Raw genomic sequence first — 25,329 nt, forward strand, 5'->3', positions numbered from 1 at the left:
TTCAGGAATGCGAGTTTCCATGTTTTATCTCCTTGAATATGCTGGAGATACAATGCCTTTTTGCAAATTATGTTCCAAAAGGGATAAAGAGCCGCTAAAAAGGAATAGAAAAGATCTAAAGTTAAGATCGAGATCATCATGGTGGGGCATTTTCTTTTGAAACTTTTGTTTAAAACGTGTTCATAGAGAGTTTTTGTTGATCATAAAAAAGGGTGTGAAAACGACAAGGTACGCCTATAGGGCTTTATGAGGTCATAATAATATGGATGCTTTTTTGTTTATATTCTTTCATAAATTTGAATTTTTATCTCATGACAACGTCTTGGTCGATAAACATATGATAAGCGTTACGAATGGGAATATATTTATGTTTCATAAATAAAAGCACATTTTGTATAGAGAGCTCTTTCTTTGTGTTTTCGCTATTGTATTCTTTTGACAAATGGTTTTCTTTTTGATTGTATCAAAAAGTTTAAAGAGAGACCTTGTTAGGATATAAAATGTTTCGTTCAACTTTTTTTAAAAATCGTGAAATCTATGGACCTCTTTGTATTGGCTTTGATCCGAGCCATAAAGTTTTGCAATCGTGGAAACTAAGCTTTGATTATAAAGGTCTAAAAGATTTTTGTGATATCCTCTTAACAGCGGTTGTGGGTAAAGTGGGGATTATAAAGCCGCAAGTCGCATTTTTTGAATTATATGGTGTGGAAGGTCTTCAAGCTCTCAAAGAACTGATTGAAAATGCACACGAACAAGGCATATTGGTTCTGGCGGATGTAAAGAGGGGAGATATTGGCTCTACTGCTGAAGCCTATGGTAAAGCTTGGCTGGGTCCAAGCAGTGCGTTCAAAGCTGATGCCATCACAGTTAATCCTTTTTTGGGTTTTGATGCTCTTCTTCCTCTGATAAAGGTTGCAGAAGAAACAGGAGCAGGAGTTTTTGTGGTTGTTCAGTCTTCTAATCCAGAGGGGAAACAAATACGAAATGCGCTTATTGGTGATCAGACACTCTCTCTTCATCTAGCACAGTGTATTTGTGATTATAATTCTCAGTCTCCGGTTCTCCATCATAATATTGGTCCCATAGGTGCGGTTATAGGAGCGACATTAGGATCTGAATCAAAAGACACAATCGAGCAGTTAAACAATAGTCTGTTTCTCGTTCCGGGTATTGGTGCCCAAGGTGGAACAATGACACAATTAGCAAATCAATTTCCACAAAGACTTTGGCAGAATGTTATTCCCTCTGTATCACGCTCTATTACAGATGCTGGACGAAATATTGTTGATTTAAAAAATGTTATCAATCATTTTGCAGAACAAGCGCAAAGCACACTGATGTCTTGAGGATTTTTGCATCTGTAATAAATCTGAAGAATTTTGAGAGGGAGGGCTTTTGAGGGGGATGTTTCCGATTTATCCAGAATCAACAGTTGCTTTGTGGTTTCATTCAAAAAGCGCGGATGTCTTTTCATTGAATGTTAAGCGGGCATTTCATGTTGAGCGGGAGGCTATGTTCCTATTGAAAGTACAAATATTTTCAGTAGATTGCCTTAAGGGTAAGGGTTTACATCCTTCAAAAGCAAAAGCTTATGCATATTGTTACCAGTTTCCAGTTGATAAAGTTATTGCAGCGTTTGTTTCTATAAGATAGACACACGTTATCGGTGAATATATATTGTTGTTAGAGAAAAACATGTCATCAAAACAAGAAAAAACCAAAGCCCGTTTACCCCGTGGTTTTGTGGATCGTACAAGTGCACAGTTGTATGCAACTGAAACAATGATTGCGCAAATTCGTGAAGTCTATGAACTTTACGGTTTTGAAGCACTAGAAACTCCAATTTTTGAATATACAGATGTGCTGGGTAAGTTTTTACCGGATTCAGATCGTCCAAATGCGGGCGTTTTTTCGCTACAAGATGATGATGAGCAATGGATGTCTTTGCGCTATGATCTTACCGCGCCTCTTGCTCGTTATTTTGCCGAGAATTTTGAAGTTTTGCCAAAGCCTTATCGCAGTTATCGTCTTGGCTTTGTTTTTCGCAATGAAAAACCAGGTCCAGGGCGGTTTCGGCAATTTATGCAGTTTGATGCGGATATTGTTGGAACACCAACGGTTGCAGCTGATGCCGAAATTTGCATGATGGCAGCCGATAGTTTGGAAAAACTAGGGTTTCAGCATCATGAATATGCCATTCGTCTGAACAACAGAAAAATTCTCGATTGCGTTTTAGAGAAAATTGGTTTGGGGGGAAATGAGCAGGCTGAAAAGCGCTTAACTGTCTTAAGAGCAATTGATAAACTGGATAAATTTGGTTCTGAAGGGGTGCGTTTGCTTTTGGGAAAAGGGCGTTTGGATGAAAGTGGTGACTTTACAAAAGGGGCGGAGCTTAAGGATAAAGAGATTGAGTGTATTCTTACCTTAACTGCTGCTGGAGCTGAAACAGCAGAAGAAACGCTTGAGGTTCTTAAAGAAGTGGTTGGTGATCATGTTCAAGGGCGTGAGGGAATTCGTGAGCTTGAGGAAATGCAAGCAATTTTTGTCGCAAATGGCATTCAGAATCGTATCAAGATTGATCCATCGGTGGTGCGTGGACTGGATTATTATACAGGTCCTGTTTTTGAGGCTACGTTGCTTTTTGATGTTTTCAATGATGATGGGCAGAAAGTTGTTTTTGGCTCCGTTGGTGGTGGTGGGCGTTATGATGGATTGGTGGCACGCTTTCGTGGTGAAAACATTCCAGCAACAGGTTTTTCAATCGGGGTCTCACGCTTGATCGCTGCTTTGCAAAATCTTGGAGAGTTGCCTATGAAAGAGTCAACAGGGCCGGTTGTTGTGCTGATGATGGATAAAGAGCCAGAGGCGGTTGCTGGTTATCAAAAAATGGTGATGCAGTTGCGTGGTGCCGGAATTCGTGCTGAGCTCTATTTGGGGGCATCGGGGATAAAAGCGCAGATGAAATATGCAGATCGACGCCAAGCGCCTTGTGTGGTTATCCAAGGCTCACAAGAACGTGAGAGTGGAAAAATACAGATCAAAGATTTGATTGAAGGGGCGCGGTTATCTCATGAAATTAAGGATAATCAAACATGGCGTGAAAGTCGACCAGCACAAGTGACGGTTGATGAAGATCAATTGGTCAAAACGGTACAGGATATTTTAGCAGCTCAAAAATGATAATGGTAAAAGTCTTTATACAAGTGATTGTTCGAAATATTTTGGAAATTTGAAACTCAATTTTTTAAATTTGTACTTTGCTCGTTTACACGTGCTGACGCACGCGTTCAAAATCGAGTTTTTGGAGTGCGTGCGGAATAAAAGAGAGATTTTTAAAGAGGTAAATAAGCGCTATTTGCTATAAAATGTGCCCTTCTGAGGATGCGATGATAATGCGTTAAAATGAGCAAAAAAATTTTAACGAAGAAAAAACTCTGAGAAAATTAAAGGGTTTCACGTAACGCTTCTGCAAAAGTTTATAAAAATATTGACAAGTTCATATTGGCTTCATCTTTGAATTCTCATCTATGAGCATCAAATCCTTTGATGTTCTCTTCTTGGACATTACAAAATCTAGTCTTATTGCAAAAGGAGGGAGAACTAGAGCGTTTTATCCTAAAAGACTTTTTAAGCTTCAAAAAACAATGGAATGACTTAAATCGAACAATTTTTTACAGGAGCATGTTTGGATGAATTGTAAGCTGCCATAATGGTAACTGACTGATAATATGTATTATTTCATAAAATCAACTCTTTAATGGAGAAATGAAAATGGTCCAATATGATTTTACTCTGCTCTATGAACGAAATCCCTTTATTCTTGAAAGACCTGAGAATATTGGAAAGTCATTTAGACTTCCTCCTTCAAATTTCGGATTTGAAGATCTTCCGCAAATTACCTTTTCAGGCGCCTCGTCATGTCGGCGTATGATTTTTGGGCTATCATTTAGTGGTATGAAAGCATTTTTTGTGATGTTGTGGCAGGTAGGGAAAATGTTAGATGAGGGGGATGATGTGGATTTATGGTTTGATCAGATAACATTGGATCATGATATTCTTGAGGAATTTTTGACTTGTGATCTTTCAATTCAAGAACCAGAATATCTTAATTTTGAAAGTTTTAAAGAAGGTATCAAAGAATTAGAAAAGAATAAAATTGTAGCGAAGGGGACAAAAAAAGATTGTTATTTCATCAATCCAGATATTTTTGGTCTTCCTGAATGTGATGAAGATTTTGAGTTCGATGAAGAGGAAGAGATAGAAGCACACTTTACGGTAGAATACCCGAATAAACAACTCCTTTAACCGTTTTTCTCTTAGAGAAAAATAAAAGCTTAGAATAAATGGCTATGAGAACAGCAATGAGTCTGTTTATGGTATGTGAATTGGAATGTTTGCGGGATCTGTTTTGATTTAATATTCTCCATGAATGGTTCTTTATGCAGAGCGGTTTTTATGCCATATTTTCTTCTTTTTATGAGACATAAGTTAATTTGAACTGTGCACCTCTTCAAACAAATGTTTGATCTGTATTTTCTTTCTTGATACTTTTGTAAACTTTGCAGTAATGATGTTCATAGCTCTTGTATTTTGGCGCGTTTACGAGAGGTATTTTTACTCTTTTTAATCGTTTATTCATATGCCAATCCCACTTGCTAATGAGCAAGAAAATAGTTTTAAGGGATTCAATATAAGAAGGGATAAAATAAAACAATCTTATGATATTCGGCTCCTCTCATTCAATATGCAAAATTATAAATTATCTTTATAAATCAAAGTATTGTTCGATACAAAGTTTTTCTCAGTATGAGAAATTTAGCATTGATCTTGCATATTTCATCAATACGTTAGTCCTTGATGTTTCTGAGAGAGTTTTGCATGAATTTGCGCATTTGGCAATTGCATCCCCATTTTTTGATAGCGTGCAACAGCTTTTAACTCTTTGATTTTTTAGCTCCACAACGGGTCCAGATTTTTCATCAGCAATTTTTCAAGTTTTTTCAAAGCCGTTAAAGCGTGAAATATTTATTGAAAAAATTATTGCTGTAATATTTTCTCACAGAAGGCGCACAATCAACTTATCGTGTCTGTTTTCACGAATAGATGTTGTAAAAAGTAAACGACACAAATCTTCCTCCTCAGGAAATTTGTGTCGTAAAATTTTGTTTAAATAGACGATTGGGGGAATTAGCTTTTCAAGGCTTCTAAAACATGTTGTGGTGAAGAAACTTCATAAGGATCTGTTGCACAATTATCTGAAAAACCTGCTTCTTCGAACCATTGTTCAACCACACCATCATTAATAACAGCTGCATAGCGCCATGATCGCATGCCGAAACCAACATTGTCTTTTGCAACCAGCATACCCATTTTGCGTGTGAATTCACCAGAGCCATCGGGAATTAATTTCACGTTTTTGATATTTTGTGCTTTTCCCCAAGCATTCATGACAAAAGCATCATTGACGGAAAGGCAATAAATTTCATCAATACCCGCTTGTTTAAATTCATCATAGAGTTTTTCAAAATCAGGCAGCTGAAAGGTTGAGCAAGTAGGGGTAAAAGCTCCAGGAAGAGAAAAAAGAATAACACGCTTTCCTTTAAAGTAAGCATCGCTGTTAACTTCTTGCCACCGATAAGGATTGTCTCCAGCCATTGATTCATCGCGTACGCGTGTGTGGAATGTTACATTGGGAACTGTTTTTTTCATCATCATGATGCTCCTGTATTCTTTTACGAAAATTTTGTTTTAAAACAGCCTTCGTATTTAAAAACATATGGCAAAAAGCGTTTTAAACAAAAGGGCTTCTTTAAAAATTCTTACTTCTAACGAGTGTGCAAATATTTCACACTTCCGTCAAGTAGAATTAATGGTCGACTTTGGATACTCTTCACCTTAAAATTATAGGAAATCATATAAAGGTATTGATATGACCATAAAGACAGTTTTAACCACGGCTTTTGAGGGGCAAAAACCGGGAACGTCTGGTTTGCGCAAAAAAGTGTCTGTTTTTCAACAACCCCATTATGTAGAAAACTTTATACAGTCTCTTTTTGATAACATTGGGCCTCTTGAAGGAAAAATGTTGATTCTTGGGGGGGATGGGCGCACTTTTAATCGTACTCTTCTTCAGATTGTGTTGAAGATGGCGGCGGCGCATGGTGTTTTTTGTGTTAAAATGGGAAGGGGCGGTATTCTTTCTACACCTGCTGTTTCGCATCTTATTCGTAAAACTCATGCCCATGGTGGACTTATTCTTTCTGCAAGCCATAATCCTGGTGGTCCAGAGGGAGATTGTGGTATCAAATACAATGTCTCCAATGGTGGACCGGCTCCTAATTCTTTATGTGATGCTATTTTTGCAACATCGCAACGTCTTTCCTTTTATAAAATTCTTGAAGCACCAGATATTGATTTAGATAGGCAAGGTACGGTCTTTATGGGAGCCATGCGGATTGATATTATCGATCCTGTCGCTGATTATGTTGCTTTGATGCAAGAGCTTTTTGATTTTGACTGTATTGCTAAGGCCGTTGCTCGAGGTCTTACTTTACGGTTTGATGCCATGCATGCGGTAACAGGGCCTTATGCTCATGAAATTTTTGAAAAATGCTTAGGATTTTCTGAAGGGACAGTGGTTAATGGTATTCCTTTGCCAGATTTTGGAGGCGGTCATCCAGATCCCAATTTGGTTTATGCCAAGGCTCTTTATGATTTATTGATGTCAGAGCAAGGACCAGATCTTGGCGCAGCCTCTGATGGTGATGGAGATCGTAACCTCATTATTGGTCGTGGGCAATTTGTCTCGCCTTCGGATTCTTTGGCTATTATGGCTGAACATGCACACCTTATTAAAGGATATCGAAAAGGTGTTGTAGGGATAGCGCGTTCTATGCCAACGGGGCGTGCTGCTGATTTAGTTGCGGAAAAACACGGATTAAACTTTTTTGAAACGCCAACGGGATGGAAGTTTTTTGGAACCCTTTTGGATGCGGGGAAAGTAACCTTTTGTGGTGAAGAAAGCTTTGGAACTGGCTCTCATCACATCCGCGAAAAAGATGGTTTATGGGCTGTCCTATTTTGGTTAAATCTTTTAGCGGTAACAGAAAAAACTGTCGCACAGATTGTTCAACAGCATTGGTCCACCTATGGGCGTTTTTACACGTTACGGCATGATTATGAAGAAGTCGAAGCAGATAAAGCTTTGGCATTACTAGAGTATTTGCGTGCGCACTTACCACATGCAGGAACTGAAATTGCTGGATTTTTCGTCAAAAAAGCAGATGATTTTACATATCATGATCCTGTTGATCAGAGCGTTAGCACGCGGCAAGGTATACGTATTTTTTTCGAGAATGGAGCACGGTTGGTGGTTCGTTTGTCGGGAACAGGGACGCTAGGTGCTACTTTACGACTTTATTTTGAACAGTATGAAAGTGATCCGCGCAAACACAATTTTAATCCGCAAGAAGTTCTCCAACCTTTGCAACAGGTGGCACTAAAACTGTTAAACATACAACAAGCATTGGGGCGAGATCGTCCTGATATTATCACCTAAGATCATTGGAATGTTTTTTTGTAAAGGTATGATGATTGATCACATGGATGTGATTTTAGGGGCGTGATTTTATGTGCCATAAGCCAGAGCTTAACTCTATTTTTAGGCGAGAATTGTTTTTTCCTCTCTTACATATCAATCGGATTCCTAAAACTGCCGGATTCTTAAAACTAAATGCTGTAGGAAATTATAATCGAGCATAATCGGAGCATTTATGTCCAATGGGTTTGCTCAATGGCTTGATAGAAATTTTTGTTTAATAGGGGAATGTTTCTCATACAAAACAAAATACGATCATTGTTGCACATTTCATATGTTTGTTTTAAAGAAGCTTCTCTCTCAAGACGCTAAAAACGCATCTTATGCGTGTTGCTTTGAAAGGGATAACCGGCCATCCATTGAGCAGCATCATTTTTACGCTTATGAGAGAGTAAGACGGCACCATCATTCACTTTGCCCGCTTTCAATGTTGGCTCTTATATTTGAGAGTGTTTAGTATTTTGGATAATCGTTTTACACGGATTTTCCTACTTGTAACATGCAAACAAAAGGCTTTGGTTGTTTCAATGTAAAAGGGGTTGAGAGAATCTCAGCTTATTTATCGGCTCTCATTCAATATACAAAACCATTAACTATGATCATAAATTAGTTTGTTCTCTAACATTATGAATGCTTTACTTAAATAAAAGGTCAAGTTGAGGCTATCATTGTCTTGTTTCTCAGTTTTTAGCTCTTTGGAAGCGTTTTTATTCAGAGATGTTCCTTTTCTAATTGTTTTTTATTCATTCGTTAATTGTATTGCTGATGTGTAAGAAAATGATTTTGATTAATTTATTAGAGAGAATGAAGTGAGTAAATTTTATGATATGCGGGGGCTCATTTAAGTTATATAATGATCAATCATTTTTATAAACTCATGTATGGTGTGTGATGATAGCATTCATGAACACAGTTGGCAGATGAGGATTGAAACAAAGGGAAATGTTTTTCTAAAATAATGGACAATAAGCACTTCTTGCTTTATGACCAGTCATAATGAATGATTTTTCTTTTAATAAGGGGAATTTATGACCCAATATCCCAAATGTCCTCGTTGTGATTGTCTTTATACTTATGAAGATGGTGAAAATTTTGTGTGTCCTGAATGCGCACATGAATGGCCGCAAAAAAACGATGATACGGTTCTTGTCAATACTGTTTATGATGCCAATGGTCAGATTTTAACAAACGGAGATACCGTTATGGTGATAAAAGATCTGAAAGTAAAAGGCGCTTCATCTGTTTTAAAAGGTGGTACTAAGGTAAAGAATATTCGCTTGGTGGATGGAGATCATAATATTGATTGCAAAATTCCAGGGATTGGTCAGATGAGTTTAAAGTCGGAGTTTGTGAAAAAAGTTTAAGCATTTGTCCTCTTGCAATTGTTTTTGGATTTCGTTGGTTTTCTATTTTTACATTCTTCTCTAATTGGGCATATTTTTCTCCAGTGGCTTCTTTTCTTGTTTCATAGATTACACCAATCAGATAGAAGCAATATGTTTTCCTTTATTGCAAAGCCATGTATCGCAGAGAAATAGCGACTCTGTCTTTTTCTTTTAATATGCGGTTATGGCGGACTGGATGTTGACTCACAAGCAACAATAAAAGTATGCGCTTTATGAGAAGAATAATACCGTAAAGTAGACAAACTTATTCCTGCTGAATTGAAAAAATATTCTCATTTTTTGTATCAGATAATTTCTCAAACAACCATAATAGATCTGGCTTCAATGTATTTATTTTTTACAGGTAGTTATATTTTTTCGTCATGTTTATGGAAATGAGATTGAAAATGATAGGGGGGGAATTCTTGATTTTAAGAATGGAAAAAGGACGCTATGATCTTGATAAGGTCTTATTGCCATGCATTTTCCAGCCCTTAGTACTGCAACAGTCTCTTATAAAAGTGTACATAAGAGCTATTAAAAATAGTTTTTGTTATTATCCAGTTTGTGCTGTGTAAGCGGACGATTTTGATTGATTCAACATGGAACAGAATTGAAATAAGAAGAATGTCAGAATTCTCATTGCAAGTTGCAAAATGTGATCTTTGTCGAGTTGCTGAAACAACATATTGATTTATAATAATAAATTAGCGTTATTCATATTGAATTAGAACCCCGAATAACGTGGGATTCTCTCATTTCAAATCTGTTCCATGTTGAATCAATTAAAATCACTTGCTTGCACACCACAAGCGGGGCTGGCGTGTGGGTAAAAATGAGGAAAGAAAGGATTAAAATGACTCTTATGAATCGTCTTAATGAAAGAGCTGTCGCATCATTAGGGGCTGGCAGATATGATGATGGTGCCGGCTTGCTACAAGGAGTATTTTGCGTGATTTGTCGTTGGAAGCACTGAGAAAGATAGAGCAAATGAGCACTCTATCTTACAATGTTTTCTTTTTTGAGTTTTCTTTTTTTGTAACGAGGTCGTGTTTTCCTCGTTAAAATTGCATGACAAGATTATAAAACAAAATAAATTTAAAGTGCACACCCATGCATTGTACTTCTGTGTACGATTGGTTTGTTGAAATAACTTATGCTTCTTAAAGGGGGCTTTGAAATCTTTTTAAGGCATATGTGGAGGTGAAAGGTGAGTGAAGGTATCATTATTGGACAGATTTTTTTAACAGTACTCTATCTTTATGGCTGCATAGCTTACTTCTAAAATTTCAGGAATAAAATGACGTAAGATTTTTACATTCCATGTTTGAGCGCTGTTGAAGAGGGGCAATCGGTGTGGTTATTTTATCTATTGAGGTCAATATTTATTGTGGCATGGCTTCAACGCCTAAAACTTCAGGGATAAAATGACGTAAAAGGTTTTCAATACCATGTTTGAGAGTTGCCGTTGAAGAGGGACATCCAGCGCAGGAGCCCCGCATATTGAGATAAACAATACCATTTTCAAATCCGCGAAAAGTAATGTCTCCACCATCATTGGCAACCGCTGGGCGGATACGCGTTTCAAGCAGATCTTTAATGGTTAAGACAATATCAGCATCTTTTTCGTCATAAAATTCTTCGTTAAGGGCATGGGTTTGTGCTTGTGTTGTAGCGTTGGTGGTGATCACTGGCTCATTGGATAGAAAATGTTCCATGATTGTGCCTAAAATGACGGGCTTGAGATGTTGCCATTCCCCTTCTTTTTTGCTTACGGTGATAAAATCATAGCCTAAAAAAACACCATTGATATTGGGAATATTAAACAGTTTAGCCGCCAAAGGTGAGTTTTTAGCTGCTTCTTCAGGGTCACGAAATTCTAATACGCCCTCAGAAAGAACCACGCGTCCTGGCAAGAATTTAAGAGTTGCAGGGTTTGGGGTGGTTTCAGTTTGAATAAACATAGATTCTCCTTTTATAATGAAGGATTGGGAAGATCTTACATTGTAGAATATTATATTTTTTAGGCAATAGATCTAATATCTTCATCGGCAAGATTGCTAGGAATAACAATGACAGGGATTGAAAAAGCTGTTCCTTTATTCCCGATTAATTGAACAAGGGGACCTGGTCCTTCTGTATGTCCACTGGCTGCTAAAACAATTAGTGCAATCCTTTTATCTTCGTCGATCAGTTTGGAAATCTCATCAATTTTTTTTCCTTCACGCACCACTATTTCTGTTTCAAGCGCATGGGTGGTGCGGACTTCACTGGCAATGTCTCCTAATATTTTATGAGCACTTTGCTTTGATTCTGTGCGCATAACGTTGTTTACACCCAGAAAATGTTGAAATTCTACACTATCAACGACACAAAGTAATACCAATGTTCTACTGGTGTTTTGGGCATGTTGTGCGGCAAACGCAACGGCACGCCGACACTCTGGTGTTTCATCGATAATGACTAAGTTTTTTTTCTTTGGTTCTTTTTTCGGATTTTTGGGTTTGGAAATCATGCACTTTCTCTATTTTGTACAAACGATTTTTTTGCTCTCTACAGTTTTTAGTTTTATTATTTTTATGTATCGTGCAAAAATCCAATAATTTCACGAATTTTTTTCATATTTTCTTCTGCGAGCATACTAGCACGTTTAGCGCCATCATGCAAAACAGAGTCGATATAATCACTTTCTTGATGAAGTCGACGTAATTCTTCTGTTATAGGGGCAAGCTTATGGACAACAAGGTCGGCTAGAGCTGTTTTAAAATGCGAAAATTGTTGACCAGAAAATTCTAAAAGAATCTTTTCTTTGCTAACTTTGGCAAAGGCAGCATAAATACCAAGCAGGTTGTCCACTTCTGGTCGTTCTTTTAAAGCGGTGAGGGTATCGGGAAGAGGAGCCGAATCCGTTTTGGCTTTGCGTATTTTTTTTGCGATAAGATCAGCATCATCGGTCAAATTAATGCGTGAAAAATCTGAAGGATCTGATTTTGACATTTTTTTCGTTCCATCGCGCAAAGACATAACGCGTGTGGCTGTTGTTCCAATAAGCGCCTCTGGGAGGGGAAAAAAGCCTTGTCTTTTTTCTTCATCTGTTTGCATAGAGATACCAAAATTTAATTCGGCAATACGCTGTGCATAGTCGTTGTTAAATTTTTGTGCAATATCGCGTGTGAGTTCAACATGCTGTTTTTGATCTTCGCCTACTGGAACATGCGTTGCACGATAGACTAAAATATCAGCGGCCATCAAAGTGGGATAGGCAAAAAGCCCTAGGGATGCTTTTTCGCGATCTTTTCCTGCTTTATCTTTAAATTGTGTCATGCGTTGAAGCCAGCCAATACGGGCAACACAATTAAAAATCCAGGCGAGTTCAGCATGTTGAAAAACACGTGATTGGTTAAAAATAATGTGTTTTTGAGGATCAATACCGGAGGCTAAAAAGGCTGCTGTCACTGTTTTGGTGGATTCGCGTAAAGTAAGGGGATCTGGGTTGACTGTGAGCGCATGCATATCCACAACACAATAGAGGCAGTGATGAGAGTTTTGCAGTTCAACCCAACGCTGAATGGCTCCAAGATAATTGCCAAGATGTAAATGACCACTCGGTTGTACGCCGGAAAAGACAAGTGGTGTGAAGGTATCCATAGGAGTGCTCTTTCTTCAATTAAGGTTATTCATTTTATTGTTTTTGACAAAGTATAGATATTATGAGCGTTTTTTCAAATTTTTAAGCGTGTGAAAAAAGGAACGGGTGTTGAATAAAAAATAGGCACTAAAATAGATCAAAAATATGCCAATCATGATCCCAGCTAAGGTGATCGCGCGCAAGAAAAATGATGCTTGTGAGGATAAAGGAAAAGACAAAAAAACACACACATTCAATCCGTAATAGAGGGCTAGTGCACTCAAAAGAGTTGCCATCATGAGACATAATATTCGCTTTATCAGTTGGAAGTCGTATTTCCAATAACCGCGTTTGATAAGGACACTCCACAGCAACAGTGTGTTGGCCCATCCAGAGGTAATTTCAGCAATAACAATGCCTCGTGCAGATAGAATAGGAAATAATGTTAAGGCGAGACTGATATTGATGAAAACGCAAATACCTGTAAAAATCATCGGTGTTTTGGTATCTTCATGGGCAAAAAAATTAGGAATAAAGACCTTAATAAGAACAAAAGCTGGAAGTCCTAATCCATAAAGTTCTAGTAATTGTGCAACATGGTGTGTTGATTGACTGGTAAATTGTCCTCGCTCAAAGAGCAAACTGACAATGGGAGTGGAGAGCAGCAAAAAAGCAATGGATGCTGGAAGTGTTAACAACAATGTTAATTCAATAGAGCGATTTTGTAAATGGTGGGTTTCTTTATGCTTTTTGCTCCGCAAAGCGCGTGTTAATTCTGGTAAAAGAACGGTTGCAACGGCAATGGCGATTACGCCTAGAGGCAATTGGTAAAGACGATCAGCGTACATCAAAGAAGAGACAGCACCCGATTGACTAGAAGCAATGTTGGTATTAATGAGCAAATTGATTTGTGTGATGCCACCCGTAATGGCTGCTGGGAATGCTAAAGTTAATAGCTTGCGAACATTAGGACTTAAATGGGGCTGGCGGAAGGAAATTTTCATTCCACTTTGACGCAAAGCAAGGGCAATTAAGGTGAGTTGAAGAAGCCCTGCTGCTAATACACCCCAAGAGAGATTTAAGCCGATATGCCAAGCGTCAAGTTTATAGATCCAAGCATAGGCAAGCACACCAATCAGAATAATGTTTAAAAAGAGTGGGGCAATGGCGGCAATAAAATAGCGTCGCAGAGCATTAAGCATGCCCCCCATCATGGCAGCAAGCGACATGCAGGTTAAATAGGGAAACATGATTGCAGTAAAGTGAATGGTAGCGTTAAATTTTGTTGCATCTTCGGTAAAACCTGGGGCAATAATGGTTCGTACCAAAAAAGGCATACTCAGTTCCATCGCAATCGTTAACAGTAAGAGCAGCGAAAAGAGAACACCAAAGACTTCTTCTGCAAATTTGCATGCCGTTTCGTGACCTTCTTCAGTGATTTTTTTTGCAAAAAGAGGAATGAAAGCAGCGTTAAAGGCACCTTCAGCAAAAAAACGACGAAATGTGTTGGGAAAACGAAAAGCAGCGTTAAAGGCATCAGAAACAGGACCTGTCCCTAGGGCTGCTGCCATAAGCATTTCGCGTACGAAGCCAAAAATACGGCTCATAAGGGTTCCGGAAGCAACTGTTGCAATTTTTTTAATCAATGTCATAAAGATATATCAACTTTGTTGTAAAAGAGAAGCGATGACAGGAGAAATAAACCGTTTTAAATCGTAAAAATCTGATCTCTATCCTAATCAAGGATACTTTTGGAAAGCGTTTTACGACGGTGTTTATCTCTCTGTCAACAATGGTGCTTGAAGACTTTTTTATGCTCCTTGTTTACTGTTGCATTAAAATTTTTATTGTTGCCATAAAATAATTAAAATTTCTTTTTCAAACTGAAATATGGGAGAAATATCATAACAGTTTTAAGGGATATATAAGGATATATAATGATAATTTCTCTTTATGTTTTGATGTCGTGAATAATGCAACCCAATACCTTACTGTTTTACGTGAGGGGCATGACCCTATTTAAAGAACGCAAATAAAATAAAAGCATGAAACAATGTGCAATTTCCATTATTTAAAAAACAGCGCTTTAGATGTTTTAAAAAGTCGTAAGGTTGAGCTAAAAGGTGATGGTAAAGCTGGTGATTGGTTTTCACTTTTACGGCTTTATGTTCTCTCCAAATTTGGCTGCCTTTTCGTTTTAGAGATTACATAAACAAAAGGATAGGAAGACGTGATCTTTCAACAGCATTTTGTCTGTTTTTAGCACGACAGGTAATGAAAGTGATTCATTATCATTTTCAAAAATGATTGATCCTTTTATTTTTCCTGTTCAGGTTTCTTTTCACAGTTGATGAGGATAACATCTGAGAAAATAAGATAAAATTGCTCTCTCATGGTTTCCATTCTCGTTGAGGTCGATTGATTTGCCGATGAAGGCAGGGGGGGGTAAAGGCTATCATTTTTACCAGAGAGGGCAAAAAAGTTAAAGTTTATGGACCCTTTAGATATTCATTGCCATTGCTTTTGTGTGCTCTGTTTTGTGAGGTTGAATATTTTCTTGTCTTTTAGGACTCTGATTGACGTTTTCTGTCATTTTTTGCACTTTAATTGCTTCTTTATCAAGAGTGTTGGAACATTTTTTTTCATTATTTTTCTTTATAGATTGATGTTGGATAGATTGATACTGGTTTGGTGCTAAGCGCTCATCGAATTTATGGTTATAAAAATACATGGGTTGTATATGCTGTTCTATCTCTTTTATCTGCTTGATTATTTCCATGATCTCTTTTGCTTTAACGGTTGATGTACCAAGACTCTTCGCAAGTTTTTCAGGATTATTTTCCTTTATAGCTTCATGCTCGCTTGAGGATAAGCGCTCATTGATTTTTTTGATATAAGTCCTTATCTCCCCCCTTAATTCAGGAGAGTTTGATAAAGTTTCTTGCTGTTGTGCTTTTGACAAGGAAAAGAGATTTTTCATCCAAGCCTCAGGAATTTTTACCGACTGTTCACACCGCCTTTGTTTTTCATGATGGGTATGGAGAATGTCTCTTTCTGTTTGTTTAAAAATATTGATATAACGATCAATGGCTCTACAGAGGGGCAAAATATTTGCTTCAGCATGGGCACGCGCGTTGTTTTTTATGCCAAATACATTGCTACCAGAAAGCTTAGAAATAGATTGGGGAGAGGTGGTAATTTGATAGGTGAGCTGTTCTCCTTCAGTATGATTTTCATGGATCATCTCAATTCTTTCCTGCAAAATATGACGATTGCCATAAATGATTTGACACAAAGTTTCGATTTCTTTTCTTCTTGCTTGAATGGATGCGTTGTTTTTTATCCTTGTGGCAATTTCATTGCTGGTAAGGGGGGCTATTGTTTCTGCGGGGATAAGCACTTCTTGCTGGTTTTGAATTTTTGGTGCTGTAAAGGAGAGGGCGTCACCGATTTTTAATGTCTGTATTTGCTCTGGGGTGAGATCTTTTTTATTTCCCAAGATGAAAATCCCGTTGGCATCAAGCATGAAGCCATTGGACCCACTGCCTCTGTAGAAGCCTTTATAGGTATGACCTTCTTTTGCTGTTATAATAAGATGATTATGAAGACTCTCAAATCCGATATGTTTCATATTGTCCATGAATTCTTTTAAAATAAGTATTTTTTCTGGATTTGAGATATCCTCAAGCAGATGTTTCATCTCTTCCTTATCGTTATGTTTTAGCGATGCAATGCTGGCAAGATTCATACGTTTTTCTGTTACAAGAGAAAAGTCGAGTGTGTGGCCAGCAACTTGCCCAAGTTTTTCAAAAAACATTCGTTGTGTGCGTCCATTACCTTCTCTGAAGGGATGCGTATAGTTGAGCTGTATCAACATTTCAGTGACATGTTCAATAAATGTTTCGCGGGTTAAGCCTTTTAAACTATTCGTTTCAGCAAGTATTTTATCTAAATTTTCTAGTCCCTCTTGTATCTGTTTTGCTGAGGCAAAAGAAATCCCAGCTTTTTTCATCATTGGCATATAAGCAACGGTACCATCTTCAAATGTAAATGGTTTTTCGCGTGTTTGTCCGGCCCATTCAAAAGTATTTTTAAATAGGGTGTGATGAATATATTGGAGATATGTGGAAGTTAGTTTTTGCGGTGGCGCTTCTTGGCGTAGATGAATGATTGCTTTTGTTGTATCATGGGCACATTGCACTTTTAATTTTTTATAGTCGTTTATTCCATATTTATTTTTTAAGGTGATACTATTAGGGCAAAAGAAATTACGGTACATTGTCTTATTTTCTTCGGTTTGAGGCGATGAGGATAATTTCTCCTGTAAGGTGAGAGGGACGGTGTCCGTTTTTTTTGTACCAGTGTCCCAGTATGCCATTGCTTTTTTTGGGGGCTGTTTCATTCTTTCTTGATGATCAGAGCGTTTTTCCTTTGTCATTTGGACAGATATTGGATTATTTGTCGCTGTATTGCTGGTCTGTAAAATGTTTTTTTGGAAATCTTTTTGCATTTGCCTCATAGAGGAAGCAGATTGAGCAATTGGTTTGGTCATTTGTTCTTGTTCTTGCAAATTTTCGGGCATAACTTCAATGCTGTCATGTAAAGCATGAGGGGCACTCCATGGTGAAAAATGGGCTTTTTCTTTTTTCTTTGTTTGAATGGATGCGTTGTCTTTGCTCTTTTCAGTTATTTCATCGTTTGTGAGAACGGCTCTTTTTTTTCTGGAAGCAATGTTTTTTTCTGGGTTTTGAGTTTTGGGCGCTGTAAAGGAGAGGGCGTCACCGATTTTTAATGTCTGTATTTGCTCTGGGGTGAGATCTTTTTTATTTCCTAAGATGAAAATCCCGTTGGCATCAAGCATGAAGCCATTGGGTCCACTGCCTCTGTAGGTACCATGATAGGTTTCTCCTTCTTTTGCGACGACAGTGAGATAATAATTTTTTTCATCCAATCCAAGCTTTCTCATAGAGTTGGTAAATTCTTGTAAAATGAGCAATTTTTCTGGATTTGAGATATCCTCAAGCAGATGCTTCATAGGCTCTGGATCGCCATGTTCCATGGCAGCGGCGCGGACAAAGTCTTTACGTTTTTTGCTCACAAGAGAAAAGTCTAGCTCATGTCCTGCTGCTTGAGCGAGTTTTTCAACAAACAGTCTCTTTGTGCGCCTATTGCCCTCTCTAAAAGGATGCAAGTGGTGCAAATCTATCATTATTCCAGCGGCTTGTTCAACGAATTCTTCGCGCGTTAAGCCTTGTAAATTATTCTTTTCAGAAAGCGTTTTATCTAACTTTTCTAGTCCCTTCTGTATTTTTTTGCCAATCGCAAAAGGTTTTGTAAATTCTTTTCTTTTCAAAATGGGCATAGAAGCAACAGTACCATCTTCAAATGTAAAAGGCTCTTCGCGTGTGTGTCCGGCCCATTCAAATGCACGGGAAAAGAGGCGTTGATGAAGGTATTTTAGATAAGAGGCATTAAACTGCTCTGGTAGAGGTTCTTGATGCAGTTTTATCATTTCTTTTTTTACATCATTAGAACAGCATTCTTTTAATATTTCTTGCTCTTTGATGCGGTATTTATTTTTAAGCACCTTGCTATTGAGGTAGAAAAAATTTTGCGCTTCTTCATTGATTTGCTTAGAAATGGCTGCACTAATTGCAGAGTGTTGTTCTTGCAATTTTTCCTGTGAGGAAGAGGCATAATGTTTAGTGTTTTCTTTCATGTATATTTCCTTTCAAATGTTAACATTATTTTTTGAAAGCTTTTTTTACATTTTTTGCCTTTAATTATTTTCATTGCGTTTTCTTCAAAGAAGAATGCCCATTTGAATGATTGAAAAAATTGACCTTATTCGCATGGAACAAAGTTAAAGTGTGTAATTTTTATGAAGTATTATCGTGAAATTTTATCAATGAATTCTGTAAAATAATGGGGTGTCTTATTCAAAGTTTTCTGTATTTCATACACCGTCTTTGATGCAATCTTGGCAAGATAATTGCACCAAAGTTTTGTATGAAAAGCCAACAATTGTGAGATTTATCACGACAAAGCTATAGCTTTTGATGCTTCGGCTCTGCGCTGTCGAATATGCGGCTGGTCTTCTTGTCTAGAAGTTTCTGCAACTTCTTGATGCCGCTTTACTGTTGAGCGTTCAGGCAGCTTCGGGGGCTGCGATAAGCTTTGCTGCTTTTGTAATTTTTTATCGAGATCGGTAAGTGGTTGATAACGTTTTTGTTGTTCTGCCTGATGGTTTTGCACAATGGTTTCTCTTAACTGTTTTATTGTATCAGCATAGTCCTTAATGGCGGTACAAAGGGTAGGGATATTTTCTTCAGCGGCTTTGCGTGCTCCGTTTTTTATGCCAAGGGTTTTTCTACCAGCAAGTGGAGCAAAAGATGTAGAATCCTTTTTAATTTGAAATACAAGCTCTTCTCCCATCTCTGGAATTTTGTGCATATCTTCCATTCTATATTGTAAAATAAATGGATCATCATAAACAATTTGGCACCAATATTGGATCTCTCTTTGACCATATTGAACCGATGGATCTTGTTGAACTCTGCGGGCAATTTCCTGATTTGAGAGAGGCTTTATTTTCTTTTCTGAATTGAGCGAATTTTGTAAATGTTGATTTATTGGCTCTTTCTCTTGTGCTTGTCGCTGATGTTGTTGTTCCGTGTGAAAACCTTGTGAAATATTTTCACTTTTTGTATATTTTGAAGTATACATATAACCGTTAATAGCAGCACATAGGGTAGGAAGAGTTTCTTCAGCTTGTTTGCGCGCGTTATTTTTTATGCCGAGAACTTTTCTACCAGCAAGCTTAGAAATAGACTTAGGCTGTTCTGTAATATCCCATAAGAGCTGTTCTCCCATATTGGGGTTTTCTTTGATTGCTTCTATTCTTTCTTCTAAAATAAGCCTGTTGCCATAAACCTTTTCGCACAAAAATCGTATTTCTTCTTGATATGCTACGAGTAACAGCTCTCTTTCCATTGTATTAATAGATGATTTTTGTCCGTGAGACGGTTTTGGTTGTTCAATTGCTGTGTGTGGAGAGGCAGGTTTTGGGACGATAGTATCGCTTTGTTTTCTGTTTCCCATACGGAGCGGTTTTCTTGAAGGAGGGACGGCATATGTTCCACTGTCTTGTGATGATGAACTGCTTTGCTGTCTGACTTTCATATGTGATGGTGTTTTGGGTCTAACACTTGGGTCGTATGTTTCAGGATTTTGGATTTTTGTACCGTTTTGCACTCTGTCTCTCATGCGTGGCGATGTTTGCGAAGTAGGCGTTGCATAGAGGTGTTCTCTCTCTTGAACCGTTGTTTTGTTTTGTTCTCTATCTTTTGCACGTGGTGGTCTTTGTGGAGCTGCTTTTGTGTGCGGAGAGGAGTTTTCTTGGATTTGTGAGCTGGGGATTTTTGTGCCGGTTTGTGCTTTTTCCCTCATGCGTGGGGGTGTTTGCGAAGTAGGCGTTGCATAGAGGTGTTCTCTCTCTTGAGCTGTTGTTTTGTTTTGTTCTCTATCTTTTGCACGTGGTGGTCTTTGTGGAGGCGTTTTTGTGTGCGGAGAGGAGCGTTCTTGGATTTGTGAGCTGGGTTGTAGATTTTCTTTTGTGCGTGGGGGTTTGGGCGGAGCTACTTTTGTTTGGAGAGGAGGTATCTCTTGGGTTTTGGTGCTGGGGATTTTAGCGCTGGAGGGCATTGTGCTGGTTTGAGTGTTTGCTCTCATGCGGGGGGGGGGCGGTGGCGCAACCTTTGGGTGGTGTGATAAATTTTCTGGGCGTTTTTCTACAGTTGGTTTTGGCAAATTTTGAGAAACTTGGGAAGGAGGGGTTCTGGTGGGGGATTGTTCAGCCGGTTGTTGAAATTTTTCCATCATTTCGGTGATAAAAGGGGAGGGATTTCTTTTTTTCATGCATGTTCCTTTCAAACTCTTCCAATATTGTTTTTAAATACTATTTAAAAACGTACGTTGGTTTTTATTCTGTTTTATGCTTTTTTACTCGGTCTTTACGAGAGCAGATATGAAACTGAATGGTTTCACAAGATGGGGCTTTCTTGGCTCAGATCATAATCATTTTCTAAAGATTGTTTTCTCCAGTGTTTGGGTTAAGGGACGGAAAAATAAATTTTGTATCAATTTTCTCTCTTTCTTGGCGCAAACACCTCTTTCCTGTGTTGCGCCAAGATGTTAGATTTAATGTGAAAACTTATGTCCTGTTTAGCTGGCAAAAGCCATCGCTTTTGGGGCGGTAGTTTTGCGAGGACGAATATCTGTTTCTCTTTGTTGCGTAGAGGTTGTTGCTTCTTCATGCGTTACTATTGAAGGCTCGGGGCGTTGAGCAGACTGTAAGACGCTTTGTTGTTGATGCAAGTTTTGCGATCTCTCAGAAGATGCTTCATTGTGTTTTTGTTTTATCTGCTCGGTTTGTGAAATGCTCTCTCTTACTTGTGTTACAGCCGTTGCATAATTGTCAGTGGCGTCAATGAGGTGAGAAAGACCAGCTTCAGCATGCCTGCGTGCTTGATTTTTAAAGCCACAAAAGTTACGACCAGCGTACTTGTGAAAAGATTGAGGATTTCCGACAAGTTGCTGTGCGAGTGCTTCTATTGTTTCAGGGTTTTGGAAAAGTGTTTCCACTTGTGATTGCAAAATGTTTTTGTTGCCAAAAACAACACCGCACCAATATTGGATTTGGGCATGGTGTCTTTTGACTTTTGAATGTTGGTGAATTTGGGTAGAAATTTCTACTTCTGAAAGCGTTGCTTTTTCACGTTGATCTGGTTTTTGTAGAAGTTTAGCGACGGCTTCCTTCCCCATAAAGCGTTCATAGTTTTTGAGTTCTTGCTCTGGAGATTGTAAGAGGTTCTCTCTTGCCTGTTTTACAGCTTCTGTATAACAATCAATGGTGATACTGAGAGTGGAATAACTCTCTTCCGCTTGTCTACGCACTCGATTTTTAAAGCCCAACATGCTGGTGCCTAGAAGTTTAGCAATACTTTCAGGATAGGCTGCCATGCGCCATGAGAGCTCTTCTCCTGCAGCTGGATTTCTTTGAATTTCTTGCATTTTTTCTTGCAAAATGTTTGGGTTGCCATAAGCACTTGCGGATAAACGTTGGATTTCTTCTTGATAGGTTCGAACCAATGAATGGTGTGGAAGCAATTGAATGATTTCTTCCTCTGAGAGAACTCTTGTTGTTCTTTGGGTAACTTGTGAAGGAATTGTTGCGTGTGTCGTTTCAGTTTTTTGCTGCCTTTTGGTAGAGCCGCCTCTTGTTAACGAAGCTGTTGGATTTGTTGATGCATATACAGTTTCTTCGCTTAAAAGAGATTGTCTTTCCTCATCTTCTTCCGGTATGGATGACAGTCTTTTGCTTTTTGAAGGCGTTTCTTTAGGAAGGGGGGCTGCGCCTGAGACCTCTGCCGCTGCTTGTTCATAGAGCTTTATAAGTTCTTGTATTGAAGAGGATGGAAAAGGATGAGGGTGGTTTTTTTTCATGCATGTTTCCTTTCAAAAATTGTTTTAGAAAACCTCTTTGGTGCATTCTTGCCTTTTATGCTTGGATCGCTTTGAGACAAAAGAAATATCGAGCTGAATGAGTTTCCAAAGATCTGCGCTATTTGCAATCAGCTTAATGGACATTTGTGTCTTTTATACAGTTTTTTTGTGAAATATTATCAATAAGTTATCAATAGTTGTCGTGAATTACAGGCGCCATTTTTAGGACTATCTTTTGTAACATTCTAAAACAATTCTTGGCGCAATCGCGATGAAACGATTTGCGCCAAGAAACTCACTGAAAAAAAATTACATGAAAAACAAAAACTATCTGTTTTTACGTCTATGCCTCCTTACATGGCATAAGAAAATCCTTTTTCTCCATGTCTTTGTCGTTGAGGGCTGTGCTCTGGACTATTGTGTTCTTGTCTTCTTGCGTGATGATGATGACGATGATGGTGTCTCTCAACTTGCTGAGAATTTTCTTGATGGCGTCTTTGTTCCGCTAGAGGGGTGTGCAATAGCTGTTCCATTGCATTTTCTACAGCTTTCGTATAACCATCAATGGCATCAACGAGCAGTTTAAAACCGTCTTCAGCTGCTTTGCGTGCTTGATTTTTTAAGCCAAGTGTGGAGCGTCCAGCAAGCCTATGCATAGATTCAGGATTTTCAGCAAGTTGATTTGAAAGCTCTTTTCCTTTAGTGGGATCTTTAAGTATGTCTTGCAAGTGCTGTTGGAAAAGCGTGTCACTGTTATAAACAGTTGTACCCCAATGCACGACCTCTTGTGCATATGCTTGAACTTGTGGATTTTTTAAAAGTATGACACTTATTTGATCAGCTGTGAGGGAAGATGAAGGTCTTCCTCTTTGTTGTGGAGCAACCATTGTATAGTCGGTTTCAGGATTTTCTCTTCCCCGATCAGGATGTCTCCCTCTTGAAGGGGTAACACTGCTAACAGTTGCGTATGTAATTTCTTCTTCGCGTTTTGGGGGAGCAACCTCTGTGTAATCGGTTTCAGGATTTTCTCTTCCCCGATCAGGATGTCTCCCTCTTGAAGGAGAAACACTGCTAACAGTTGCGTATGTAACTTCCTCTTCTGGGGTTGGACCGCGCTGGTTTCCTCTGGTTGGTTTCTTAACTTGTGCATAGAGGGCTTCTGGATTTGCAGAAGGATGTGGATGATGTTTTTTCATACATATTTCCTTTCAATATTTTTAGAAAACCTCTTTGGTGCATTCCCCACTTTTAGTTTTGATAACTTTTATATAAAGGAAGATATCCAACCGAATGACCGCCAAAGATTCTGCGCTATTCAATATTGATATGTAATGAACATTTATGTCTTTTATACAGTTTTTTTATGAAATTTTATCAATAAGTTACAATAAATTACAGGATCCACTTTTAGAACTATTTTTTGTAACATTCTAAAACAACTCTTGGCGCAATCGCTATGAAATGATTTGCGCCAAGAAACTCACTGAAAAAAAGATTAAATGAAAAACAAAAACTATCTGTTTTTACGTTTATGTCCACTTACATGGCAAAAGCCATTCCTTTTTCTCCATGTCTTTGTCTTTGTGGGCTGTGCTCTGGACTATTTTGTTCTTGTCCTCTTGCATGACGATGATGATGGTGGTGGTGGTGTCTGTGTTCTGCTTCTCTTTCTGGACTTTCTTGTCTTTGACCTCTTTCTCTTTCATGCTCCCGTGTAAACTGTTTATGGAGCTTTTGTGCCGTATGTATATGCCTCTCAAGAGCTGAGCAAAGGGGAGAAAAACCATCTTCAGCTTCTCTGCGGCTTGGAGACTTTACACCAAGTATTTTGCTCCCCGCAAGCTTGCCAGGACCTTCAGGATGTTCGGCAAGCTCCCATAAGATTTGCTCTGCACTTTGAGGGTTGTCAAGAATTTTAGCAAGGTGGTTATTCAAAGCATGTTCGTTACCATAAACAACTCTGCACCACTCTTGCGTTTCTCTTACACCATATTGAAAGTCTACGTTTTTTAAAAGCTTTGTTGTAATCACATCTTTTTGGGTTCTGGGAGGGGGTGTTGCTCCTCTGCCAACACCTTGGTAGATAGGATTTTCTAGTTGTTCAGACTCTTGCCTACCTTCAGCCCCCATGCCAACCGTTGTATAGACAGATTCGAGTGGTCTTTGGGGAGAGGGCTCACCACGTTCATCAAAGTTAAGCTCTGCATAGAGATGTTCCGGTTCTTGGCGATGTCCTCCACCCTGTGCTCCTCCACCAATTGTATCATAGGGTGTTTGCCAACCTTGCGCTTCCAAGTCCGTTATTTTATAGGGGTCTACGAGTCTGTTGGTGCGTCGCCCATCACTTGGTCTTCCACCAAGTCTGTCATAGGGATTTCCTAGTGGCTGTTGGGGAGCATAGATCGTTTCTTCTGGTTGTTGAAGTGTGTATTGTTGTTGGTTGCGCTGTTCTTTGGGTGGTTTATTAACCTTTGCGTAGAGGTCTTCTACATTAGGAGATCCTAGGTTTTGTTGGTCAAGTGGCTTTTTGGGAGCAAAGACCGTTTCTGGGGGTTGTTGAAGTGTGTAGTGTTGTTGGTTTCGCTGTTCTTTGGGTGGTTTATTAACCTTTGCGTAGAGGTCTTCTACATTAGGAGATCCTAGGTTTTGTTGGTCAAGTGGCTTTTTGGGAGCAAAGACCGTTTCTGGTGGTTGTTGAAGTGTGTATTGTTGTTGGTTTCGCTGTTCTTTGGGTGGTTTATTAACCTTTGCGTAGAGGTCTTCTACATTAGGAGATCCTAGGTTTTGTTGGTCAAGTGGCTTTTTGGGAGCAAAGACCGTTTCTGGTGGTTGTTGCAGTGTATAGTGTTGTGGGTTACGCTGTTCTTTGGGTGGTTTATTAACCTTTGCGTAGAGGTCTTCTACATTAGGAGATCCTAGGTTTTGTTGGTCAAGTGGCTTTTTGGGAGCAAAGACCGTTTCTGGTGGTTGTTGAAGTGTATAGTGTTGTGGGTTGCGCTGTTCTTTGGGTGGTTTATTAACCTTGGCATAGAGGGGGTCTTGGCTCTGGGGTTGTGGGTTCTGGGGGGCTGGTTGTGGGTGACTTTTTTTCATGGCTGTTTCCTTTCAATATTTTTAGAAAACCTCTTTGGCGCATTCCTCACTTTTTTGATAACAACTTTAGGATAAGGTAAGATATCAAATTAAATGACCTCCAAAGATTTCGCGCTATTCAT

17 protein-coding genes and 1 pseudogene are annotated in these 25,329 nt (G+C 38.7%); 8 read left to right on the forward strand and 10 right to left on the reverse strand.

Annotation, left to right across the window (positions count from 1 at the left end):
* Nucleotides 1-500: 500 nt before the first annotated feature.
* From pyrF to ACFILN_RS08660, 4 genes are all read left to right on the forward strand, one after another.
* Nucleotides 501-1,346: an orotidine-5'-phosphate decarboxylase gene (gene pyrF / locus ACFILN_RS08645; RefSeq protein WP_375660904.1), complete on the forward strand. Its 846-nt coding sequence runs from the start codon at nucleotides 501-503 to the stop codon at nucleotides 1,344-1,346.
* Nucleotides 1,347-1,395: 49 nt separating this feature from the next.
* The gene (locus ACFILN_RS08650; protein ID WP_375667181.1) at nucleotides 1,396-1,653 is read left to right on the forward strand and encodes a hypothetical protein; all 258 of its coding nucleotides are present in this window, start codon (nucleotides 1,396-1,398) and stop codon (nucleotides 1,651-1,653) included.
* Nucleotides 1,654-1,695: 42 nt separating this feature from the next.
* A complete protein-coding gene (gene hisS, locus ACFILN_RS08655) occupies nucleotides 1,696-3,180 on the forward strand; it encodes a histidine--tRNA ligase (protein ID WP_375671312.1) in 1,485 nt (494 codons plus the stop codon).
* Nucleotides 3,181-3,771: 591 nt separating this feature from the next.
* Complete coding sequence (locus tag ACFILN_RS08660; RefSeq protein ID WP_375671314.1) at nucleotides 3,772-4,305, forward strand: replication protein; 534 nt, start codon at nucleotides 3,772-3,774, stop codon at nucleotides 4,303-4,305.
* 882 nt (nucleotides 4,306-5,187) lie between these two features.
* Here ACFILN_RS08660 and ACFILN_RS08665 read toward each other — a convergent pair.
* On the reverse strand, nucleotides 5,188-5,712 hold the full coding sequence (locus tag ACFILN_RS08665; RefSeq protein WP_375631347.1) for a peroxiredoxin: 525 nt from the start codon (nucleotides 5,710-5,712) through the stop codon (nucleotides 5,188-5,190).
* Nucleotides 5,713-5,929: 217 nt separating this feature from the next.
* Here ACFILN_RS08665 and ACFILN_RS08670 point away from each other — a divergent pair, with 217 nt between their 5' ends.
* The 3 genes and pseudogenes from ACFILN_RS08670 to ACFILN_RS08680 all read left to right on the forward strand — a co-directional run.
* Complete coding sequence (locus ACFILN_RS08670; protein ID WP_375657840.1) at nucleotides 5,930-7,558, forward strand: alpha-D-glucose phosphate-specific phosphoglucomutase; 1,629 nt, start codon at nucleotides 5,930-5,932, stop codon at nucleotides 7,556-7,558.
* A 1,067-nt stretch (nucleotides 7,559-8,625) separates the two neighbouring features.
* A complete protein-coding gene (locus tag ACFILN_RS08675; protein ID WP_375618296.1) occupies nucleotides 8,626-8,961 on the forward strand; it encodes a zinc ribbon domain-containing protein YjdM in 336 nt (111 codons plus the stop codon).
* Between the two features lie 877 nt (nucleotides 8,962-9,838).
* Nucleotides 9,839-9,919 (forward strand): annotated as a pseudogene (locus ACFILN_RS08680) (DUF4102 domain-containing protein); the annotation flags it as partial.
* Nucleotides 9,920-10,367: 448 nt separating this feature from the next.
* Here the strand turns inward: ACFILN_RS08680 and ACFILN_RS08685 are convergent.
* The 4 genes from ACFILN_RS08685 to murJ form a co-directional block, all read right to left on the reverse strand.
* Nucleotides 10,368-10,946 carry a NifU family protein gene (locus ACFILN_RS08685; RefSeq protein WP_273790941.1) on the reverse strand — a complete coding sequence of 193 codons (579 nt, stop codon included), beginning with the start codon at nucleotides 10,944-10,946 and terminating at the stop codon, nucleotides 10,368-10,370.
* A gap of 59 nt (nucleotides 10,947-11,005) precedes the next feature.
* The gene (locus ACFILN_RS08690; RefSeq protein WP_273790942.1) at nucleotides 11,006-11,497 is read right to left on the reverse strand and encodes a universal stress protein; all 492 of its coding nucleotides are present in this window, start codon (nucleotides 11,495-11,497) and stop codon (nucleotides 11,006-11,008) included.
* A 62-nt stretch (nucleotides 11,498-11,559) separates the two neighbouring features.
* The gene (gene trpS, locus ACFILN_RS08695) at nucleotides 11,560-12,630 is read right to left on the reverse strand and encodes a tryptophan--tRNA ligase (protein WP_375631322.1); all 1,071 of its coding nucleotides are present in this window, start codon (nucleotides 12,628-12,630) and stop codon (nucleotides 11,560-11,562) included.
* Between the two features lie 60 nt (nucleotides 12,631-12,690).
* Nucleotides 12,691-14,262 (reverse strand): murein biosynthesis integral membrane protein MurJ, encoded by a 1,572-nt coding sequence (gene murJ, locus ACFILN_RS08700; protein ID WP_375637751.1) that lies wholly within the window; start codon nucleotides 14,260-14,262, stop codon nucleotides 12,691-12,693.
* A gap of 401 nt (nucleotides 14,263-14,663) precedes the next feature.
* On the opposite strand from murJ, the gene ACFILN_RS08705 reads away from it, so the two are divergent.
* Nucleotides 14,664-14,822, forward strand: a complete 159-nt coding sequence (locus tag ACFILN_RS08705; protein ID WP_375631323.1) for a hypothetical protein — start codon at nucleotides 14,664-14,666, stop codon at nucleotides 14,820-14,822.
* A gap of 288 nt (nucleotides 14,823-15,110) precedes the next feature.
* On the opposite strand, the gene ACFILN_RS08710 is transcribed toward ACFILN_RS08705, so the two are convergent.
* From ACFILN_RS08710 to ACFILN_RS08730, 5 genes are all read right to left on the reverse strand, one after another.
* Entirely contained in the window at nucleotides 15,111-18,329 is a 3,219-nt protein-coding gene (locus tag ACFILN_RS08710; RefSeq protein ID WP_375671316.1) for a BID domain-containing T4SS effector, read from the reverse strand.
* 317 nt (nucleotides 18,330-18,646) lie between these two features.
* Nucleotides 18,647-20,527: a BID domain-containing T4SS effector gene (locus tag ACFILN_RS08715; RefSeq protein ID WP_375671318.1), complete on the reverse strand. Its 1,881-nt coding sequence runs from the start codon at nucleotides 20,525-20,527 to the stop codon at nucleotides 18,647-18,649.
* A gap of 306 nt (nucleotides 20,528-20,833) precedes the next feature.
* The gene (locus ACFILN_RS08720; protein ID WP_375671320.1) at nucleotides 20,834-22,114 is read right to left on the reverse strand and encodes a BID domain-containing T4SS effector; all 1,281 of its coding nucleotides are present in this window, start codon (nucleotides 22,112-22,114) and stop codon (nucleotides 20,834-20,836) included.
* A 353-nt stretch (nucleotides 22,115-22,467) separates the two neighbouring features.
* Complete coding sequence (locus tag ACFILN_RS08725) at nucleotides 22,468-23,310, reverse strand: BID domain-containing T4SS effector (RefSeq protein ID WP_375671322.1); 843 nt, start codon at nucleotides 23,308-23,310, stop codon at nucleotides 22,468-22,470.
* A 343-nt stretch (nucleotides 23,311-23,653) separates the two neighbouring features.
* Nucleotides 23,654-25,207 (reverse strand): BID domain-containing T4SS effector, encoded by a 1,554-nt coding sequence (locus ACFILN_RS08730; RefSeq protein WP_375671324.1) that lies wholly within the window; start codon nucleotides 25,205-25,207, stop codon nucleotides 23,654-23,656.
* Nucleotides 25,208-25,329: the final 122 nt, after the last annotated feature.

It is taken from the genome of Bartonella sp. CL434QHHD, from assembly GCF_042195145.1.
Taxonomy (GTDB): Bacteria; Pseudomonadota; Alphaproteobacteria; order Rhizobiales; family Rhizobiaceae; genus Bartonella.